The sequence below is a fragment of the Chryseobacterium oleae genome (assembly GCF_900115055.1).
Taxonomy (GTDB): Bacteria; Bacteroidota; Bacteroidia; order Flavobacteriales; family Weeksellaceae; genus Chryseobacterium; species Chryseobacterium oleae.
Window position 1 is genome coordinate 38,705 of the sequence record NZ_FOVD01000012.1, and the last position, 18,662, is coordinate 57,366.

Annotated in this window: 22 protein-coding genes; 7 read left to right on the forward strand and 15 right to left on the reverse strand. The window is 39.8% G+C overall.

Features of this window, described 5'->3' with window-relative positions; translation table 11 throughout:
- Positions 1-3 precede the first annotated feature (3 nt).
- Complete coding sequence (locus BM143_RS23465) at positions 4-459, reverse strand: hypothetical protein (protein WP_090027777.1); 456 nt, start codon at positions 457-459, stop codon at positions 4-6.
- A gap of 30 nt (positions 460-489) precedes the next feature.
- Positions 490-837 carry a hypothetical protein gene (locus BM143_RS23470; protein ID WP_090027779.1) on the reverse strand — a complete coding sequence of 116 codons (348 nt, stop codon included), beginning with the start codon at positions 835-837 and terminating at the stop codon, positions 490-492.
- A 213-nt stretch (positions 838-1,050) separates the two neighbouring features.
- Here BM143_RS23470 and BM143_RS23475 point away from each other — a divergent pair, with 213 nt between their 5' ends.
- On the forward strand, positions 1,051-1,659 hold the full coding sequence (locus BM143_RS23475; RefSeq protein WP_228430957.1) for a DNA-3-methyladenine glycosylase: 609 nt from the start codon (positions 1,051-1,053) through the stop codon (positions 1,657-1,659).
- Between the two features lie 33 nt (positions 1,660-1,692).
- Here BM143_RS23475 and BM143_RS23480 read toward each other — a convergent pair whose 3' ends face one another.
- Entirely contained in the window at positions 1,693-3,090 is a 1,398-nt protein-coding gene (locus tag BM143_RS23480; protein WP_090027780.1) for an alkaline phosphatase, read from the reverse strand.
- A 218-nt stretch (positions 3,091-3,308) separates the two neighbouring features.
- Positions 3,309-3,647 (reverse strand): MerC domain-containing protein, encoded by a 339-nt coding sequence (locus BM143_RS23485; protein WP_090027782.1) that lies wholly within the window; start codon positions 3,645-3,647, stop codon positions 3,309-3,311.
- A 162-nt stretch (positions 3,648-3,809) separates the two neighbouring features.
- Here BM143_RS23485 and BM143_RS23490 point away from each other — a divergent pair, with 162 nt between their 5' ends.
- On the forward strand, positions 3,810-4,337 hold the full coding sequence (locus tag BM143_RS23490; protein ID WP_139222109.1) for a hypothetical protein: 528 nt from the start codon (positions 3,810-3,812) through the stop codon (positions 4,335-4,337).
- A gap of 4 nt (positions 4,338-4,341) precedes the next feature.
- Here BM143_RS23490 and BM143_RS23495 read toward each other — a convergent pair whose 3' ends face one another.
- On the reverse strand, positions 4,342-4,821 hold the full coding sequence (locus BM143_RS23495) for an NUDIX hydrolase (RefSeq protein ID WP_228430959.1): 480 nt from the start codon (positions 4,819-4,821) through the stop codon (positions 4,342-4,344).
- 23 nt (positions 4,822-4,844) lie between these two features.
- Positions 4,845-5,696 carry an AraC family transcriptional regulator gene (locus tag BM143_RS23500; RefSeq protein WP_090027786.1) on the reverse strand — a complete coding sequence of 284 codons (852 nt, stop codon included), beginning with the start codon at positions 5,694-5,696 and terminating at the stop codon, positions 4,845-4,847.
- Between the two features lie 89 nt (positions 5,697-5,785).
- On the opposite strand from BM143_RS23500, the gene BM143_RS23505 reads away from it, so the two are divergent.
- The 3 genes from BM143_RS23505 to BM143_RS23830 all read left to right on the forward strand — a co-directional run bounded on the left by BM143_RS23505 (position 5,786) and on the right by BM143_RS23830 (position 7,724).
- Positions 5,786-6,763, forward strand: coding sequence for a polysaccharide deacetylase family protein (locus BM143_RS23505; RefSeq protein ID WP_090027787.1), 978 nt, complete (start codon positions 5,786-5,788; stop codon positions 6,761-6,763).
- Positions 6,764-6,959: 196 nt separating this feature from the next.
- Positions 6,960-7,349 (forward strand): DoxX family protein, encoded by a 390-nt coding sequence (locus BM143_RS23510; protein WP_167375341.1) that lies wholly within the window; start codon positions 6,960-6,962, stop codon positions 7,347-7,349.
- Positions 7,350-7,556: 207 nt separating this feature from the next.
- Positions 7,557-7,724 (forward strand): lmo0937 family membrane protein, encoded by a 168-nt coding sequence (locus BM143_RS23830; protein WP_139222110.1) that lies wholly within the window; start codon positions 7,557-7,559, stop codon positions 7,722-7,724.
- A 78-nt stretch (positions 7,725-7,802) separates the two neighbouring features.
- Here the strand turns inward: BM143_RS23830 and BM143_RS23515 are convergent, their stop codons facing one another.
- The 4 genes from BM143_RS23515 to BM143_RS23530 form a co-directional block, all read right to left on the reverse strand.
- On the reverse strand, positions 7,803-8,342 hold the full coding sequence (locus tag BM143_RS23515) for a GNAT family N-acetyltransferase (RefSeq protein ID WP_090027790.1): 540 nt from the start codon (positions 8,340-8,342) through the stop codon (positions 7,803-7,805).
- 496 nt (positions 8,343-8,838) lie between these two features.
- The gene (locus tag BM143_RS23520; RefSeq protein WP_090027793.1) at positions 8,839-10,314 is read right to left on the reverse strand and encodes an aminotransferase-like domain-containing protein; all 1,476 of its coding nucleotides are present in this window, start codon (positions 10,312-10,314) and stop codon (positions 8,839-8,841) included.
- Positions 10,315-10,458: 144 nt separating this feature from the next.
- Positions 10,459-10,968 (reverse strand): TlpA family protein disulfide reductase, encoded by a 510-nt coding sequence (locus BM143_RS23525; RefSeq protein WP_228430961.1) that lies wholly within the window; start codon positions 10,966-10,968, stop codon positions 10,459-10,461.
- Between the two features lies 1 nt (position 10,969).
- A complete protein-coding gene (locus tag BM143_RS23530; RefSeq protein WP_090027796.1) occupies positions 10,970-11,404 on the reverse strand; it encodes a rhodanese-like domain-containing protein in 435 nt (144 codons plus the stop codon).
- Positions 11,405-11,555: 151 nt separating this feature from the next.
- On the opposite strand from BM143_RS23530, the gene BM143_RS23535 reads away from it, so the two are divergent.
- A complete protein-coding gene (locus BM143_RS23535; protein ID WP_090027804.1) occupies positions 11,556-13,214 on the forward strand; it encodes an FAD-binding dehydrogenase in 1,659 nt (552 codons plus the stop codon).
- A gap of 98 nt (positions 13,215-13,312) precedes the next feature.
- On the forward strand, positions 13,313-14,116 hold the full coding sequence (locus BM143_RS23540; protein ID WP_090027809.1) for an SDR family oxidoreductase: 804 nt from the start codon (positions 13,313-13,315) through the stop codon (positions 14,114-14,116).
- Positions 14,117-14,301: 185 nt separating this feature from the next.
- On the opposite strand, the gene BM143_RS23545 is transcribed toward BM143_RS23540, so the two are convergent.
- The 5 genes from BM143_RS23545 to BM143_RS23565 all read right to left on the reverse strand — a co-directional run bounded on the left by BM143_RS23545 (position 14,302) and on the right by BM143_RS23565 (position 18,639).
- Positions 14,302-14,838, reverse strand: coding sequence for a hypothetical protein (locus BM143_RS23545; protein WP_139222111.1), 537 nt, complete (start codon positions 14,836-14,838; stop codon positions 14,302-14,304).
- A gap of 47 nt (positions 14,839-14,885) precedes the next feature.
- Entirely contained in the window at positions 14,886-15,878 is a 993-nt protein-coding gene (locus BM143_RS23550) for an aldo/keto reductase (RefSeq protein WP_090027813.1), read from the reverse strand.
- Positions 15,879-16,062: 184 nt separating this feature from the next.
- Complete coding sequence (locus BM143_RS23555; RefSeq protein ID WP_228430963.1) at positions 16,063-16,962, reverse strand: hypothetical protein; 900 nt, start codon at positions 16,960-16,962, stop codon at positions 16,063-16,065.
- A 7-nt stretch (positions 16,963-16,969) separates the two neighbouring features.
- Positions 16,970-17,800: a complement C1q domain-containing protein gene (locus BM143_RS23560; RefSeq protein WP_228430965.1), complete on the reverse strand. Its 831-nt coding sequence runs from the start codon at positions 17,798-17,800 to the stop codon at positions 16,970-16,972.
- Between the two features lie 11 nt (positions 17,801-17,811).
- Positions 17,812-18,639 carry a complement C1q domain-containing protein gene (locus BM143_RS23565; protein WP_090027814.1) on the reverse strand — a complete coding sequence of 276 codons (828 nt, stop codon included), beginning with the start codon at positions 18,637-18,639 and terminating at the stop codon, positions 17,812-17,814.
- Positions 18,640-18,662: the final 23 nt, after the last annotated feature.

The following is an 18,662-nucleotide window of genomic DNA, read 5'->3' on the forward strand; positions in this document are numbered from 1 at the left end:
ATATTACCGGTTTAAACTGTCTATTTCTTTATTAATTTTAATCCAGTTAATGCTGTCTGTGATCTGAAGTTCATGATCAAACTGCTGTTTCCAGTTTTTACCCAATTTATTCTCCAGGCTTTTAAAATACATCGCATTGGAACGATCGTATTGTCTCTGTAAACGGGTAATACTGTCGGTGACTTCGCATCCGGTTTCTATCCGTTCATAACATAAATTCCATTTTTTCACCAGACTGTCGATGCCATCATAGGCTCCTTGCGGGGGAAGTTCGCCGATTCTGATATCTTTCCAGCAAAGAGGCTCTGTTTTTTGTGCAGCCTTTTTTGCAACATCCGGAGTACAGGACATCATGAAAGGAATGGCTAATAATACAACGGAGATGGTTTTCAAAAAAGCAATTTTATTGTTTAATCTCTCTGTATAGCTTACTGTTGTTGAAATGTTGTATGTTCCCATGACAGAAATTTACAATGTTATATGATTTAATCAGCTTATAAAGTCGAGCAGGCGTTTTTTTGTAATCACCTGATTTCCCTGAAAAAACACATCATCATCATCCAATCGTGACATTGAGGCCGTAGACTGAGCGGAAAGCCAGGCGACAAATAAGTCCCGGGTTTCAAAAATCCGTGGAGGATCAAAATCACCGTCATATACTTCTCCGTACACAAACTTCTGATCTTCATTCACTTTCATGCCCATTCCACAATAATCACGGTGACCGTAGGCCAGAATTGCCCCTGTCTGCAATTGATCTGCAACAAGATTAGCAAGTCTTTCTCCAAAACGACTGTTGTCCGGTTCCGGAGTGTCTGAAAAATGATAATTGCCCATAAGTTCAAATTATTTTCGAATACCAATACGGTATCTAAAGTACATCATTCAGATTGGAAATTAGTGAATTTTTTAATTAATTTTATCCAAAAGAAATATATATTTTAAACTGAATCCGGAATAAAAGCTGGTAAAGACATTTGAGAAATATCAGGGACACTAAATACTTTGACAGCACGTATAAGATGTTTATTTTTGTTTAAGTTTAACAGTATGAATTTGAAGCTGCCCCTTTCCTATTACCTGAATCAGGATGTTATTTTTCTGGCCAAAGATCTTTTGGGGAAAGTACTTTTTACAGAAATAAACGGTGATATTACTGCAGGTATTATTGTAGAAACCGAAGCCTATTTTGGTGTAGTGGATAAAGCTTCCCACGCCTATGGAGGGCGCCGGACGGAGCGCACTGAAACATTATACAGCCAGGGCGGTATTTCCTATGTTTATTTATGTTACGGGATCCATCATCTGTTTAATGTAGTAACTTCAGTGGACGGTGAGCCTCACGCTGTTCTGGTACGTGCTGTAGAACCTTTCGTTGGTCAGGAAATCATGGAACTCAGAAGAAATATGCCTGCTGATAAGGCTGCTATCTCATCCGGTCCCGGTTCTGCGGCTAAAGCTTTGGGTATTGACCGTTCTTTTAACAAAAAAAATCTGACTGAAAACGAAATCTGGGTTGAAGATCACGGGATCAGATATGCACCCGAAGTAATTATCGCAGGACCACGTATTGGGGTTGCCTACGCTCAGGAAGATGCATTGCTGCCGTGGCGCTTTTATGTCAAAGGAAACAAATATGTCAGCAAGCCCAGATCTTAGCTCTAAAAGGAATAAATTGAATAATAAATCTGTCTATATCTGAGCCGCTTTCAACATCAGATAATGTAAGTCTGTATTTTTGATAAACGCCGGCAAAAGTTCTTTCCCCGGACCATAAACCGCTACTTCAACATAATCTCCTGAATGATCCATACTGATCCACCCGACAGAATTATGCTTCTTCTGAATATCTGAATACGCTTTGAATGGCAGTTTCTTATAATTGTAAATTCCGGCTTCCTGTTTTTCAAGCCCTGAATAGAAACTTAGCAAATGTTTCGCATCATCATCGGCAAGACTTATGCTATTGGTTTCGTAGATCCAGTCCTTCATTTTCTGAAGATTAAAATCCGGATGAATAGCATTCAGAATATATTCATTGGTGTATTTATAATTCGAAATGCTGTTAAAATTCTTCGTTGCATCTGCCCCGTAAATGGTTCCCGGATTCGCATTGCCATGGTCTGTAGTAATGATGACCAGGGTATTTCCATCTTTCTCTGCAAAATCAATGGCAGTTTTTACGGCTTCGTCAAAGGCAAGCTGGTCGTGAATTAAGGCAGCAATATCATTGGCATGGGCCGCCCAGTCTACTTTTCCGCCCTCGATCTGCAAAACAAAACCTTCCTTATGGTCTTTCATCTGGTCAATGGCTGTCTGCGCCATTTCAGCCAGAGTGGGCGTACTCTGAAGCGTCGGAATATGAGTTCTGTCGATGGAATATGGCAAAGCTCCGGAATTGAAGATGCCTAAGATCTTCTTCCCTTTTTCAGTCCTTTTCAGATCAGTTTTGTTTTTAAGAACCTGATATCCTTTCTGTTTGTACAGAGCGTAAACATCTTTTTTGTCTTCTCTTTTTAAAGGATTAAAAAATTCATCACCGCCGCCCATCATAACGTCAAAACCTATTTCTGCATACATTTCCGCAATTTCACTTTCTGCATTTCTGCTGTCGGAATTCACACAGAAACCTGCCGGAGTTGCATGCGTAATGGTTACCGTTGTTACACAGCCCGTCTTCTTTCCTGCTTTCTTGAATTTTTGCCAGATGGGCACATATTTTTCACCATTAGCGCCCACATTCAGGACCCCGTTTTTCACCCGGAATCCGCCTCCAAAAGAAGAACTCGCCGCTGCAGAATCCGTAACGATAGAACTCGCCGAAGCGGTATCCATCAGGGCCCGTGAAACTTTATTTTCCTGGTACAGATTCATCCAGTTGCCGTTTTTGCCCAAAATATTCTGGGAATACAAATTGGCCATGGCTAAAGTTCCGGAACTCATCCCATCACTCACCATGAAAATAATATTCTTTGCTTTTTTCTTAGGAGCCGGAATATCTTCCAAATTATTGGCAAAGAAATCAACCGGGTTTAAAGTGAGAAGGCCTGACAGTAATGCTGAACCTTTTAAAAATTTACGTCTGTCCATGATGATACAATTTCGTAGAGTAAGTTAGGGAGTAATTTTATTTATTGAAATACTGTTGCATTAATTAATTGTGAATTTTAAATTAAGAGGCTGGAAGAGGGAGGATGGAAGTTACTTTTGCTTGATAATTTTGAATAGTTTCCGCCGATTACAACCCTGTCAAGGTTTTGAATCTTGACAGGGTTATTCTGCACCTTTAACGTCCTAAAACGCACAATCTAGTGTTTATGGTTTTTAAAATTGATAATATGTCCCGCAATCAGTCCTGCTGCCCCTGCATAAATTAAAGGAATATGAACTTCAAAGATGAAATCGGCCAAAACGGAAACAGAGATCAGAACAATAGAACCCCAGAACAACAACTTCAGCCATCTGCTGGTCATATGTTTTGTAAGTCTGTAAACCACCACAGCGCCAATCACAAGGAAAGCCAGATCGATATAGGGATTGTGTGATATTCCCAGAGGAATGATCATTAACAAAGGGAATGCAATACAATGAATAAGACACAGAACTGCCGCAGAAATTCCAACTGCATCAAGAATTTTCGATTTCATAAAATAAAGGGATTTAAATTTCTTATTGTAATTCTATGGCAAAAGTAGAGATAAAAACCAAATAATGCAACTTTGTTGCAATTAATAATCAAAACAAATTAGCCCTATTCGGTTGAAACACTGCTTTAATCTGGTCCTTAGTCTTGTTTGAACCCAATAAAAATGCTAATTTTATTTTCACAAAAGAAAACACCCAATATGCCCACCGAAGCTTCCCATAAGCTGATTCCGATGACGGATTTTGTTATCGAGTATTACTCCAACGAAGGATACGCCGATCTTCAGACCTTGAGCCTGATGAAAAACTATGCCCAATTTCTGAGAAAACCTCTAACTCTTGGAATGTTTGTTCCTGTAGATCCACAGGGAAACGCACTGAAAGAACCAAAAAATTATTCCGCCTGGAAATCTCTTGCTCATAATGATGGGAAAAGAAGTGACATCACCGGATTTGAAGAGAATATCCAATACCAGAAAGCAGAACAAAACCGTATGTTTGACGGTTTTATCGTAGCTTATAACGGATATTCTGTGGTAAGGATTGAAGCTTCTTATGACCAGAGTATTGAACTGTCTTTCAATAAGAGTGATCTGATGTCGCCTGCATTTTATGATGTGGAATCACTTACTGTTTTCGATGCTATATTTTTGACGGCTAAGGCTTTAAAGACTATCGGAATCAAAAAATAAAGACCTACTCTCTTTCCTTCAATATTTTTTCCAGTTCTGTAATAAATGCTGCCTGTGCAAGATTGATCTTCTTTTGCGCCTCTTCCGACGTAAACCATTCCCATTGATCTACTTCCTGAATTTCGATCATTGCAGAGGATCTTGGAGGCCATTCTATTTCTACGGTATTGCTGTACAGGCCGGAGGTTTCCATGTCTTTTTCCAAAGCCCAGGCATACACCGTTTTTCCTCCTTTCTGCTTAACAGACTGTAATGGAATAAACTCTCCTTCCACCGATTGACCGGTTTCTTCTTTAAATTCAATAAGTGCACGTTCGAGTGGATCTTCGTCGGGTGACATTTCGCCTTTCGGGATAGACCAGGCCCCTTCATCCTTATGTTTCCAAAAAGGACCTCCGGGATGCACCAGAAAGTAATACAAATGAGTCTGATCTCTTTTAAAAAGCAAAATACCGGCACTTGTTTTCATTACGTTAAGATACATTATTTTAAAAGACTCATCAATGATCAGACCGGTTTTTCATTTTTCCGGAATGATGAAGGAGATCTTTTTTTATAGCATTTAAAAATTTTATTAAAATGGCTGGCATCATTAAATCCAAGCTGATCTGCAATTTCGTTGATGTTGTAATTACTCTGTTTCAGAAGCTTTTCAGCCGCTTTTATTTTATGCAGCATGACATGTTGCTGTACGGAAAATCCAGTCTGCTTTTTGATGTAGATACTGATATAATTGGGGGAAAGCATAAATTCCTTTGCCAGATGTTCCAGCTTCATTTTCTCCGGATTCATTGCATTCACGTTGATATAATACAGAATTCTATCCGTCTGATTCAAACCCTGTTTTATCTGTTCCAAACCGCCACTGTTCATCGTATTTCTGATGAGAATGATCATCATCGCTGAAAAGAGATCTGCACATGTTTCTTTATTGTAGAGGTTTTTATCCGTGAATTCATGCAGAAGTATTCGGGCAAGCTGCAGAAGATGTTCCCTGTCTTCCTTATTTTTTATCGCTGATTCATAGACGAAAGAACGGTCTTCCATAAGCATTTGAACGACTTTACTAAGCTCTCTTTTTTTATCGGTTTGCAGACTTTCCCAGATATGCTGTTCTGTAAATTTGATATAAATGAATCTGGTTTTACTTTTTATAGAAAATTCGTGGGCGTCACTGGGCCGAAGCAGAAAAACGTCCCCTTTTTTATAGGTAAAAGTAATGCCGTTCAGATGGTGCGTCCCTTTTCCGCTTTCAATGACAATCAGTTCGTAAAAATTATGGTTGTGGTATTCAATGTCCCAAACCTCTTTCTCAATACGGAATACATTGAAAGAACTGAAATTAACAATACGTTTCATGAAACATGGATTTTTACAAATTTAGCATAAATTATTACAACAGACATCACCCGTTTATTGAAGAATTTTGCAGAATAAAACCATTCAAAATGAAATATTTAAAACAATCTGCTTTACTGATCGCTTCTGCAGTATTCCTGATGTCCTGCTTTGATCAAAATAAAAAAAATCAGGCAGAACCATCTGTTAAACCTGAAACTAAGTCTAAAAAACACTGGCCAAATGGCGCACAGCTTGTTATTTCAGTTTCGATGCAGTTTGAAACGGGTGGACAGCCGGAAGGAGCAGAAAGCCCGTTCAGTGGAACTCCTCTTCCCAAAGGACAGCCCGATCTGCCGGCAGAAAGCTGGTACCGCTACGGAGCCAATGAAGGAATTTACCGCATGCTGGATCTCTGGAAAAAGTATGACATTAAAGTAACCTCTCACGTTGTAGGAACCGCCGCCGAAAAATATCCTGATGTGGCAAAAGCTATTGCTGCCGGAGGACATGAGATCGCAGCCCACGGAATTGCCTGGGATAATCAATGGAATAAAAATTATGCAGATGAACTGCGTTTCGTGAAAGATGGAGTGGATGTGGTGGAAAAAATTACAGGACAGAAAGCAGTAGGTTATAACTGTAACTGGCTCAGAAGAAGTCCCAATACATTAAAAGTACTGCAAGAACTTGGCTTTCTTTATCACATCGACGATCTGAGCCGTGATGAACCTTTTATCACCAAAGTAACCGGGAAAAACTTTGTAGTCATGCCTTACACGCTCCGAAATAATGATATCGTCAATATAGAAGGAAAACACTGGAGTCCGGATCAGTTTCTGAACCAGTTGAAATTTGAATTTGACCGTCTTTATGAAGAAGGCAGTTCAAAAAGAAGAATGATGAGCATCAGTTTTCACGACAGAATTGGGGGAACTCCGGCAATGGTGCATGCAATGGAAGAATTCATCAAATATACCAAAGAAAAACAGGGCGTTGTTTTCATGCGAAAAGATGATATTGCAAAAATGGTCTTGAATGATCCGGAAACTCCGGTGGACAATAGTGAAGAGAAATATAATAACTAAAGGTTTGGGAGCAAGAAGATGTAAGATGGAGGTTACTGGCTGACGATGATGAGCTGACGGGCTTTTGATGAAATCATTTGAATATAGCGGTAAAAAATTACAAAATCAATACCAGAAGATCATCATTAGATTTTTGGACCTCCTTAGACTTCCCTCTCCCATCATCCAGCTTCCATTCCAAAAAAATTCAACCATTATGAATAAAAATACAGCCTATTTCCTACTCCGCGTATCTATGGGAGTAAATCTTCTGGGTCACGGCCTGGCCAGAATCCCTAAACTTTCTGTTTTCGCAGAAGGAATGACAAAAAACTTTGAAAAAAGCTGGCTTCCACAGCCTTTTGTACACCTGTTCAGCATAACACTTCCCTTCCTTGAATTTGTGATCGGAGCAATGTTAGTTCTCGGTTTTAAGACTAAGATCGCCAATTTTGCAGGAGCAGGACTCATCATTGTGCTTCTTTTCGGAAGCAGCACCATTGAAAACTGGGAAGCGATGGGAATACAGATGATCTATGCTTTATTCTTCTACATTCTGATCAGCCGACAGGAAGAGAACTGCTATTCGCTGGATCAAAAGAAATAATTTGAAAAAAGGGGCAGATATTCACTTCTGTCCCTTTTAGTTTTTAGTTAGCAACTATAATAAGCTGTTTGCTAATGTTTTAATAATTTATAAAAAGCGGAAAATAACCTGTTCAATTTTATTATAGGTACCACATTTTGAGGTTTTAATCTATAAAGGCATAGAATGTGTATTAAATCAAGCAAATAACATTAAAAATTTAAAGTCATGAGAAATTTATTATGGTTAGTCGCTGTCATTTGTATTGTCGTTTGGCTTCTAGGAATGTTAAACATCGTGCCTGGTATCAGTACCGGATATTTAGTTCACGTTTTATTGGTTATTGCCATTATTGTAGTTCTTTACAATATCATTTCGGGTAAAAAACCACTTTAATCTATTATTGTAATCCTTAAAAATAACAGTAAACAGCAGGAAATAGCTTTTCACAGGAACATCTGGAATTATTACATTTTATAAATTCATAGATTCCCACTTGTTTTTGGTAATTTCATAAATAAAATTGATCTGGGGACTTTCTCCAAAATAGGCTATTTCCTGCTCTGCTGTTTTCTCCCCGCCAATTCGGCCTACCGCTATCTGAGAGCGTATATTATGGGCACCTACATGAAATCCCACCTTGGAAACAAACTGTAAAATATAATTCATCATCAACGATTTTACTGAAGGATTGATCCCTGTCCCCCAATACTCTCTTGTGAAAAAAGTATAACCGATGAATATAATGTCTTCCTCTTCATTATAATCATAAAAACGGGTACTTCCGATCATTTTACCGGTCTCTTTATCTATCATTTTAAAAGCTCCTTTGCTCACCATCGCCCCTTCGAAAAACTTTTCGAATTCCTCTTTCTTCCAGCGGTTTTTCTGAGGATGCTGTTCCCATATTTTGGGATCGGAAGCCAATGCGTACAGTGCTTCGAAATCTTCTTTCTCCAATGGCAGAAGACGTACTTTTTCATTTTCTAAAATGGGTTGAATATTAAAATTCATTATATAAATTTTATGGGTTTAACTGGTACAAAATTAAACCTGTAATGGATAGTACAAACAGTCCATTATGAATAAAATAGGTAGACCAATTTAAGATCAATTACAAAAATCTGTGAATAGATAAATTTTTTTCCGCAAAAAAATCTATTATCCTATTGATAAAGCGGATGAATAAAAGCTTTAAACCATTAAGATTCTGTTCAGCTTTTAAGAATATGAAGTTTTAGCTTCGCTTGAAGACATACAGCTTAAAAAATTATGTGATTTTTTCTTAACTAAACAACATTCTTCACTGATCTTAATGTTTAAAATGTGTGAAATGAGAATCTGTTCCATCAGCTAGATCTGCGAGAGTAAATCAATACAAACGTTGTTTTGTGGTAACAAAAAACTTTTTATATTTTGGATAACGAAACCTTATAGGTTTTCAAAACCTATAAGGTTTGATTGTATTTATATCACTTACCAAACTTTAAGACTAAGATCCAATTTGATTTTATAGTACTTCCTTCAAAATCGCCACACTCTTCTCCAGTTCTTCAAGACACGGTGATGCAAACCCCAGTCTTAATGCATTTTCATCAAATTGAGGATATTTGTGAGCTTTTCCGTCCGAAACATATAATCCTTTTGCCAGAGCTTTTTTAGCTAATCTTTCAAGGTCAATAGACCTGTCAAATTTTGTCCAGACAGACATTCCTCCGGCGGGTATTATAAATTCAACAACATCTTTCAGGACATCACTCAGCTGCTGGCAGAAAAAGTTTCTTCTTTCTTCATAGACCACTAAAGTTTTTCTTAGGTATCGCTGTATTGTTCCGTCATTCAGAATCTCTCCCATTGCATTATCGAGAATATGATCTCCCTGTCGGTCCAGCAAAAGACGTATTTTAGAAAGATATTCGATCACATTTTCAGAAGCTACCAGATAGCCCATCCGGAAAGCAGGAGAAAGGGTTTTGCTGAATGAACCGCAATAAATCACCATTCCGTTTTCATCTGCACTTGCTAATGGCAGTAACGGACGATGACTGTAATGAAAATCAAAATCGTAATCGTCCTCAAATATGATGAACTGATATTCCTTAGCCAGTCTCAGCAGCTCAAGCCTTCTGTCGATCCGAAGCGGAACCGTAGTCGGAAAATGATGATGAGGCGTTACATAGACCATTCTCACTTGTTGTATTTTGCAGATTTTTTCCAATTCATCTACTACAAGACCGTGTTCATCTACGGGAATCATGATGTGATTGGCTTTGGCATGGGCAAAATTGGCTTCTGCCCTTCCCCATCCCGGATAACCGGAAACAATAACGTCTCCTGGTTCTATCAGTCCGCTGCAGACGGTGTTGAGGCCCATTAATGTACCCCGTACAGAAAGAATATTGTTTAACGTCGTTTTTAGTCCTCGTGTTTCATTCAGATATTTTGAAATCGCTTCTCTGTAATACACGGAACCATCCGGATAGCTGTAGTTTCCGAATTTGTCATACAGCCCGCTTCTGGTCAGCTGATTTCTGTAGGCCCGGTATAATTCATGAAGTGGAGCCAGTGTAGGATCAGGAAATCCATCGTCCAGATGAAGTTGTGCGGTGACCGGAGAAAAGGTCACAAGATAATCCTTTTGATCAATCTTAAATCCTCCCTGTTTTTGGGAAATAGACGAATGCGAATCATAAAGAGTTTCAGGTTTGTATTCTGGAAGATAGGAGGAGATAAATGTTCCCTTTCCCACAAAGCTTTCCAGCCAGCCCTGAGTCTGTAATTCTTCATAAGCTTTAGAAACGGTAATTCTATTAATATTTAAAATATCAGCCAGCTGTCTCGAACTGGGTAACTTCTGCCCGGATTGAATCTTTCCGGTCTTTATCAAAGAAAGAATACGATCGGCAAGCTGAAGATAAACAGGCTTTTCTAAACTGCGGTCCAGTTCAAAATCACTCAGAATCTGCTTAAATATTGGACTATCCATTTTGTATATATTGAATCATAAATATAAGCCAATATTGTCTGAATATTTTTATGTAGCCCAAAAAAACAAAAAGCTTAAACACATATTCTTCTCTGAATAAAAAAGAGCGGTACAATGACCGCTCTGTAATGATATATTTACTAATTATTTCTTTTTTCTGAAGTACATACCAAGAAACTCCTCCAGCTCCTTTCCATGAAGGTTTTTAGCAAGAATCTTCCCTTCTCCATCAATAATCACATTAAAAGGGAGTTCCTCAATATTGTATGCTTTAGCTACCGGGCTTTTCCAGAATTTCAGATCACTCACCTGAATCCAGTTGATGTCAAAACGGTCAATCGCTTTTTGCCAGCTCTCTTTATTTTTATCTAAAGAAACACCCAGTATTTCAAATTGATTCTCTTTAACCTGATCCGAGAAAATGTTGTATAAAGTTTTCAGTTCCGGCTGTTCCCCAACACACGGAGCGCACCAGGTCGCCCAAAAATCGATCAGCACAACTTTTCCTTTTAATGATGAAAGAGAAAATGAGCTGCCATCCGGTTTTGATAAGGTAATTTCAGGAGCCTGTTCTCCAACCTCTATTTTAGATTGCTGTGCAGCGGCATATCCTGTAAGAATGAGCACAGAAAATAAAGTAAGAAAAACTCTCATATTAATCATTTGTAGGATAATCTTTATCCAGCCAGTCCACTTTGATGTTTTTTGGAAGGTTCAAAAGTTTGGCATTTTTGAATCCCATTTCCTGTAGCAGTTTAAATGCAGGACGGATGTTCGGGCATTTTACAAAAGGACAGCATCCACAGTAAATCACCACTTCTTTTCCTTTAGGGATATCTTTAAGGTAATTTCTTAATTTCTCAAGATTTTCAGGCTCATGCGTCGGGCCAATATCCACGGAACCTTTGATAATAGCTTCAGGACCTACAGAAATGATTACTACATCTTTTGCTTTGTTCTCTGTGATTCTTGCGGCTAAAAGTGCTGGATCCATCAGTTGACTTTCATTCCACGGGTCCTTTGTCTGCTGGGCAGAAAACTGGCTGAACATGGAACAGACCATGCAAGCCATGATAAACAAATATTTCATTCTTCTATTTTTAACAAAGATATGAAATTAGCCATCAGCTCTATGATAAGCATAGGGAAGTTTGATCTGTTTTAATCCATCTGAGCGCAAAAATTTTATATATTTATTGTAGGATATATCATCAAAATATAAATAAAACCCAATCAATCACATGGAAGAAAATTTCCAGCCTGATGTCATTATTGTAGGAACCGGATTAGCAGGACTTACAGCTGCTATGGAAATCACCAATGTTGGCAAAAAAGTGCTTCTACTGGATCAGGAAACGGAACAGAATATTGGTGGACAGGCATTCTGGTCATTCGGTGGACTGTTTCTTATCAATTCACACCAACAGCGCAGAATGGGAATTAAAGATTCCTACGAACTGGCTCTTCAGGACTGGAAAGGAACGGCTGGTTTTGACCGTGAAGAAGATTACTGGCCCCGAAAATGGGCAGAGGCTTATTTAAAATTCGCAGCCCATGAGAAGTACGAGTATATTTCTAAACTGGGGATCAAGCTGATGTTTATGGTAGGTTGGGCAGAACGTGGTGACGGATCAGCAACCGGCCATGGGAATTCCGTACCCCGCTTTCATGTCAGTTGGGGAACTGGAACAGGCGTTATAAAACCTTTTGTTGACAAAGCTTACGAGGCTAAAGAAAAAGGTCTTTTACAGATGAAATTCAGGCATAGAGTGACAGAACTGATCACAGAAAACAGTAAAATTAAAGGGCTTAAAGGTGATATTCTTGAAAATGATGACAAAGAAAGAGGTGCTGAAACCAACAGAAATGTGATCGCTCCATTTGAATACCGTGCTCCTCATGTCATTGTGGCATCCGGAGGAATAGGCGCCAACCATGAGCTCGTAAGGAAAAACTGGCCTGAAAGATTAGGAAAAGCCCCTGAAAATATGGTTTGTGGTGTCCCTGCTTATGTGGATGGTAAAATGATCGGGATTACAGAAAATTCCGGAGCGCACATTATCAATCCCGACAGAATGTGGCATTATACGGAAGGCATACAGAACTGGAACCCGATATGGCCTAAACACGGCATCAGAATATTGCCAGGCCCATCTTCATTATGGTTTGATGCTAAAGGAAACCGTCTTCCCGCTCCTTTCCTGCCCGGCTTTGATACTTTGGGAACACTGAAACATATACAGGATACGGGATTTTCCTATTCCTGGTTTATCCTGACGCAAAAGATCATTAAGAAAGAATTTGCTCTCTCCGGATCAGAACAGAATCCGGATATTACGAATAAAGATTACGGACTTTTTCTAAAAAGAATATTTGGAAAAAAAGCACCGGGTCCTGTGGAAGCTTTTAAGGAACACGGAAAAGATTTTATTGTTTCCAATGACCTGAAAGATCTGGTAGAAAGGATGAACGAGCTGTCCGGCGAGCATCTTTTAAGCTATGATAAAATTAAAGAACAGATCGAAGCCAGAGACCGTGAACTGGACAATAAGTACTCAAAAGACACCCAGGTTAATTACATCAGGAATACAAGAAATTATTTAGGGGATAAATTAGGCCGTGTAGCCGCCCTGCATAAAATATTAGCCCCTGAAAACGGTCCTTTGATCGCTGTCCGTCTCAATATTCTTACCCGGAAAACTCTGGGAGGAATTAAGACTAATCTCAACGGACAGGTTTTAAGAGAAGACGACAGTATCATTGAAGGTCTGTATGCAGCGGGAGAAGCCGCAGGCTTCGGTGGTGGCGGAATGCATGGCTACAGAGCACTGGAAGGAACATTTCTGGGCGGATGTATCTTTTCGGGAATGACAGCTGGGAAATATATCGCAGGACTTTAGAGAATTACTATTAAATGTCAATAGTGAATTTTGCTTTGCAAGTGAATGATAGATTTAAGAAACAAGAGCCAAGAAACAAGATTTTAAATACCCATACAATGAGCAGATATTTTGATCATAAAGTCGTTTGGATTACAGGCGCTTCATCAGGAATTGGAGAAGCATTGGTAAATGAACTGGCTGCCAAAAGCAGTGCGAAATTGATTCTTTCCTCAAGAAATAAAGAACAACTGTATGCCGTTGCGAAAAAAGCAGGATTGGACACATCCCGTTTTGCGGTACTGCCATTGGATCTGGAAGAATATAAGAAGATGCCGAATATCGCAGCCGAAGCGATGGAAAAATTTGGAAAAATTGATATTCTGATCAACAATGCAGGGCTTTCACAGCGATCACTCGCTATGGAAACAGATATTGAAGTAGACAAACGGCTGATGGATGTTGATTTTTTAGGAACTGTAGCGCTTACCAAAGCCGTTCTTCCTTATATGATTAGAGATGATGGTGGCCAGATTGCTGTGGTAACAAGCCTGATGGGAGTTTTCGGAGCTCCGATGAGAAGCAGTTATGCCGCTGCAAAACATGCCCTTCACGGTTTTTTTGATGCGTTGCGTGCAGAATTATATACCAAAAAAATTCTGGTGACTTTGATCTGTCCGGGTTTTATACAGACCAATATTTCCATTAATGCAGTCACTGGTGACGGCTCACTGCAGGGAACAATGGACGATGCTACAGAAAAAGGTATGCCTGCTCATATTTTTGCCGGAAAGATGCTTTCTGCAATAGAAAAAAAGAAAAACCAGGCGGCTATTGGCGGTCAGGAAGTGATGGGAACTTACCTGAAGAGATTTTTTCCAGTGCTGCTGGCGAGAATTGTGCGTAAAGCGAAAGTGGTTTGATTTGTCAATGTCAGGAAGTTAGAAGCTGGAAGAGGAAAGTTATTGAAATCTAAAACATCGCTACAGTGCAGTTTTATTAACTACCATTAAAATTGCCGCGAAAAATATGTCCTTGTCAAGGTTTGAAACCGTGACAAGGACAAAACTTACATCCTCTTTCTTCCCTCTTCCAGCTTAAAAATTCCTTATTTCAACTTATTCTCAGATTCAAATTGCCTCTTTAGGGTAAAAAGTTTTTCATCTGCTTTGAAAACTTTCTGATAGAGTTGTTGTTTTTCGCGACCCAGCTCAAGCATCTTGTCCTGTGCAGCACGGATTACTTTTTCATCCTTGCTGTAGCGCATCAGCTTTTCCTGTTCGATTTCCTTTCTTGAAAACATAAAAAGTTCTTTCAGCACAACATAATAACCGATCGCTGCCTGCTGCACTTCTTTTCCTTTCTGAATACCGTCAGTATCTACTTTTTCAATGTCTTTAATGATGTTATTGAATTCAGCTTCCTCTTTGTCAATGATATAAAGGGCTTTTGTGTAATCATGAGCGATCAGATAGTCCAGTTTCGCAGATTCAAATCCTTTTTCACCGATCAGCATGCTTGATGTTTGGGATTCTTTTTTAGCAAGAACCCCCTGAAGATCTTCAGCTTTTTTATCGTTGCAGGAATGAAAAAGCACCATTACAGAAATAATCAGTAAGACTTTGAAAGACATTTTCCGGATCATAAGCATTAGTTTAACAGATAATTAAATGTATAAAAAATAATCTAACGCTAACGGTTGGGAACCTGAGCTTTTTCGTAGATCAATCCTTCAGATTTCAGTTCATTCCAGAAGTCTGCCGGAATATTGGCATGAAGAGCATTCACATTGTCTTTAACCTGTTCTGTTGTACTTGCTCCGGGTATTATAGAAGCAAATTCATCAGAAGCCAGTACAAAATGCAGAGCGGCATGAATAATATCTGTGTTGTATTTGTGCGCAATATCTGCTATTCTGGCCCGTTTTTCAGCCATTCCCTTCGGAATTACATCTTTGTAGTTGTATCTTTCTCTTCCTGCGATATATCCTGAGTTGTATCCGGCTCCGGAAACCAGTTTGACGCCTGCTTTTTTTACAGCCGGAAGAAGTCTGTCAACCGCATCTTCATGTTCCAGGATTGAATACTGGGTAGCAGAAAGACAGATATCAGGATCCGCCGATTCAATACAGTCTAAAATGGGTTCAATTTTATTCACTCCCATTCCCCAGGCTTTAATAATTCCCTGATCACGAAGCTCGGAAAGCACTTTGAAAGCACCTTCTCTTGCCTGTTTCAGAAAATAAGGATAACGGTCTCCTACCTGATCTTCAGAAAGATCATGAATGTACACCATATCGATATAATTCAGTCCTGTCCTCTGCAAACTATCTGCAATGGATCTTTTGATGGCATCCGCGGTATAATCATGTTTAAAATCATAATTCAAAGGTTTTTTCCACATAGTAGGCGGAACTTCAGACTCCGGAACCTCATGGAAAAGCCGTCCTACTTTGGTTGAAAATAGAAAATCATCCCTGTTCTGATCTTTCAGAAAATCACCGAATCTCCTTTCACTTTTTGTAAGTCCGTACCACGGAGAAGTATCATAATAACGGATCCCCAGATCCCATGCGGCCTGTAGAATCTGATGCGACTTTTCATCACTTACATTTTCGAAGGCAGTTCCTATAGCAACTCCGCCTATTCCTAATCTGTGCTTTTCTGTTAAAACATCTGTTTTCATATGACTGTATTTAAGTGTTGGTCATAAACAGGATGCAAACATCGTGCAGGGCTTAGCTACGACAGCAAAAACGGATAAGAATCATCCTTTAAACAAATAGGATTAATCTATTATATTACAATAACTTGAACCTATTTATCGAATCTATAAATTGAAGGGTTAATATTCAATGATACTTTGATAATTACTGTTCAACAATTGTCAAAACATTATACCCACCTGTATTCAGAAGAGGACGTTTGTCCGGATCCCAGGATACATTGATCCACACAAAAGGTCTTAGTTTATCCCCTGCATTAAGATATAAACTTGCCGTACTTGCCGATCCTACAATCACTGCATTGGGCGCATTTCCCGTGTCCTGTGGGTAACCGTTGTTGGTTTTAATTCTCTGTATCACTGCATTGGAAGAATTTCTTACTTCCCAGATCGCTTCAGTTTGGTTTTGTCCGAAACTGGTATTCACCTGGCTTGGTGCAAGCGCAAAAGTAAAAGTCACAAAATAAACTCCAGCCCTTGGAGCAATAAATTCTCCTGTAGAAGGGTTAAAATTCGTTCTTGGCTGCCCGGAATCCGAATCCAGTTTTTCGGTCCATGACGTAAGATAAGCAGAAGATCTTCCGGGAATTCCGTCTGTATAATCTCCCATCGGCCAAAGCCCGGTTTCAAAAACAGTGGAATTATTATTTGTTTTTTCTGCCATCACTACAATTCTCGGCTTTCCATAAGGCAGAATAGGAACCCAGACTGTTCCGTCCGAATATTCGATGTATCCCTGCACCCCGATGGCAGGATTCGGATTGTAACGTACAGCTCCCGCGCCGGCTTCAGCAGCGGTTTGGTTGGTCATTCCTATCGCCATAGAACCATTAATTCCGTTTCTAAGATCAATAGCCATTTTGGGAGCAGCTACTCCCACACCAATTTTTCCGGTTTTGTCAATAACAACTTTTTCAGTTGCATTGATCTCAACGGCATTGGTAGAACCGGGATTGTTAACACCAATACCAATCTGTGCTGATGCAGTGCTGGAAAGGACTCCAAGACCTATGAACAGCATCATTCTTTTATTTAATTTCATCATCCTTTGTTTATAGTTCGTAAATGCTGATACTGTTATTGGTACCACTGTTGGCTGTGTTTATACTTCTGTTCCCTCCGAAATTGTGGAACACTTTAAACTGAATCGTGTTGCCTGCAGACAGATTAAAAATAGCGGTACAGTTGCCTCCTACAATATTGTTCACCGTAGAAACATCCCAGGCCGGATATGAGTTGACACTTCTGTACGTCTGGATATTATTCGTCGCGGTGTTGCTTTCAATAATGGTCTCTATCCTGGAGTTCTGTGCAATATTGGCATCCGACAGTGTAATGTTAAAAGAAACGATGTAAAATCCATTTCTTGGTGCTGTAAAAGTTCCTGAGCTCGCAGTAAAATTAGACTGAGCATCGGTAAGTACGGACCATCCATCAACCTGTGTTGTTGCATTATTGGTCAAACTAAGAGCGATGCTTTTATTGGCCAGCACCAATGCTTTTGGAGGTAAGGTCATAGGAAGGTTATGCCACGCAACACCATCGGAATACTGAATAATATTTCCTGCGTTGTACCTGATCGCTCCACCACCGGCAGCTGCAGCGGTCTGTGTACTCGTCCCCAATCCGATAATTCCTTTCTGATCAGCAGAACGGACATCTACTTTTGTTATTGGGTTTAAGAGTCCTACTCCCAATTTTCCGTCAGAAGTGACTACGACATCATTTAATATCTGAGGTGTGGCAGGTGGTACAATGGTGTTGTCTTTCGCTGCATCTACGTGAAAGGTTTGCATAGGATCTTTCGTGAATACCCCGGTTTGCGCCTGCATAAAGAAGGGAAGGAAAAAGATCAGTCCTTTATAGAAAGTCTTCATTTTCATTTTTGTGTTTTTTAATGTTCGATAATAGTCAGATTGTTGAAACCTGCATCCGGATTGGACCAGTCTGCATTCACCCTTAAAGCTCTTGCAGCAGATCCTGTAATATTCTGGTTAAGTTGCGGGCGTACCGTCTGATTGGCATTTAAGCTCACCGTAATCGCCGCAGAACCACCCACCTGAGCATCTTCATTGGCGCGGGCAAATGTCTTGTAGGAACGGGCCAGAATAGCACCTGTAGTGGGGCTGTAAAACTGACTGGTAACTTCAGAAGAATTAGCCACCGAACCGGAAACAAAATTATACGTCATCAGAAAAGTATACACTCCGGCTCTTGGGGCGGTGAAGATTCCTGTGGAAGGATCAAAGCTGTTGGACAGATCTCTCACTTCGTCCCATCCGGTAATATTCACATCCGAATTGTAAGCTACTGAGAACGGACTTGTCATTCTTGCCACGACTACCGCTTTGGTAGGCAGGATCAATGTTGTTTCCCAAACATTTCCATCCGATACCTGAATTTTGGCCTGAGTCGGTTCATATCTTACGGCTCCTGCGCCGGCAGCATTGGCTGTCATCGTTGTGGAACCCAGCCCTACAGCATTCTGCAGACCTGCAGATCTCATATCAAGTTTTACAATGGGATTGGAGACACCAGCTCCTATGAAGCCTGTGTTGGTAATGATAAGGTCGTTGCTGATCTGTGCGGGAGTTGCCGAAGCTGCATTATCTTTTGCACCGTCTATATGCAGATTGCCCAGCGGGTAACTGGTGTTGATTCCTATCTGTGCACTTACAAAGCACGAAATCACCAGAGCTAGGGATAGCAGGTTTTTTTTCATTGTGTTGTGTTTTTTTATTTGTC

What these genes read in the sequence shown, in the direction of transcription:
- BM143_RS23475 (WP_228430957.1), top strand. Translation starts at nt 1,051, where the DNA reads ATGAATTTGAAGCTGCCCCTTTCCTATTACCTGAATCAGGATGTTATT.
- BM143_RS23545 (WP_139222111.1), bottom strand. Translation starts at nt 14,838, where the DNA reads ATGATCCGGAAAATGTCTTTCAAAGTCTTACTGATTATTTCTGTAATG.
- BM143_RS23510 (WP_167375341.1), top strand. Translation starts at nt 6,960, where the DNA reads ATGAATAAAAATACAGCCTATTTCCTACTCCGCGTATCTATGGGAGTA.
- BM143_RS23565 (WP_090027814.1), bottom strand. Translation starts at nt 18,639, where the DNA reads ATGAAAAAAAACCTGCTATCCCTAGCTCTGGTGATTTCGTGCTTTGTA.
- BM143_RS23520 (WP_090027793.1), bottom strand. Translation starts at nt 10,314, where the DNA reads ATGGATAGTCCAATATTTAAGCAGATTCTGAGTGATTTTGAACTGGAC.
- BM143_RS23485 (WP_090027782.1), bottom strand. Translation starts at nt 3,647, where the DNA reads ATGAAATCGAAAATTCTTGATGCAGTTGGAATTTCTGCGGCAGTTCTG.
- BM143_RS23530 (WP_090027796.1), bottom strand. Translation starts at nt 11,404, where the DNA reads ATGAAATATTTGTTTATCATGGCTTGCATGGTCTGTTCCATGTTCAGC.
- BM143_RS23555 (WP_228430963.1), bottom strand. Translation starts at nt 16,962, where the DNA reads ATGATGAAATTAAATAAAAGAATGATGCTGTTCATAGGTCTTGGAGTC.
- BM143_RS23495 (WP_228430959.1), bottom strand. Translation starts at nt 4,821, where the DNA reads ATGTATCTTAACGTAATGAAAACAAGTGCCGGTATTTTGCTTTTTAAA.
- BM143_RS23515 (WP_090027790.1), bottom strand. Translation starts at nt 8,342, where the DNA reads ATGAATTTTAATATTCAACCCATTTTAGAAAATGAAAAAGTACGTCTT.
- BM143_RS23470 (WP_090027779.1), bottom strand. Translation starts at nt 837, where the DNA reads ATGGGCAATTATCATTTTTCAGACACTCCGGAACCGGACAACAGTCGT.
- BM143_RS23550 (WP_090027813.1), bottom strand. Translation starts at nt 15,878, where the DNA reads ATGAAAACAGATGTTTTAACAGAAAAGCACAGATTAGGAATAGGCGGA.
- BM143_RS23490 (WP_139222109.1), top strand. Translation starts at nt 3,810, where the DNA reads ATGCTAATTTTATTTTCACAAAAGAAAACACCCAATATGCCCACCGAA.
- BM143_RS23830 (WP_139222110.1), top strand. Translation starts at nt 7,557, where the DNA reads ATGAGAAATTTATTATGGTTAGTCGCTGTCATTTGTATTGTCGTTTGG.
- BM143_RS23525 (WP_228430961.1), bottom strand. Translation starts at nt 10,968, where the DNA reads ATGAGAGTTTTTCTTACTTTATTTTCTGTGCTCATTCTTACAGGATAT.
- BM143_RS23480 (WP_090027780.1), bottom strand. Translation starts at nt 3,090, where the DNA reads ATGGACAGACGTAAATTTTTAAAAGGTTCAGCATTACTGTCAGGCCTT.
- BM143_RS23505 (WP_090027787.1), top strand. Translation starts at nt 5,786, where the DNA reads ATGAAATATTTAAAACAATCTGCTTTACTGATCGCTTCTGCAGTATTC.
- BM143_RS23540 (WP_090027809.1), top strand. Translation starts at nt 13,313, where the DNA reads ATGAGCAGATATTTTGATCATAAAGTCGTTTGGATTACAGGCGCTTCA.
- BM143_RS23560 (WP_228430965.1), bottom strand. Translation starts at nt 17,800, where the DNA reads ATGAAAATGAAGACTTTCTATAAAGGACTGATCTTTTTCCTTCCCTTC.
- BM143_RS23535 (WP_090027804.1), top strand. Translation starts at nt 11,556, where the DNA reads ATGGAAGAAAATTTCCAGCCTGATGTCATTATTGTAGGAACCGGATTA.
- BM143_RS23500 (WP_090027786.1), bottom strand. Translation starts at nt 5,696, where the DNA reads ATGAAACGTATTGTTAATTTCAGTTCTTTCAATGTATTCCGTATTGAG.
- BM143_RS23465 (WP_090027777.1), bottom strand. Translation starts at nt 459, where the DNA reads ATGGGAACATACAACATTTCAACAACAGTAAGCTATACAGAGAGATTA.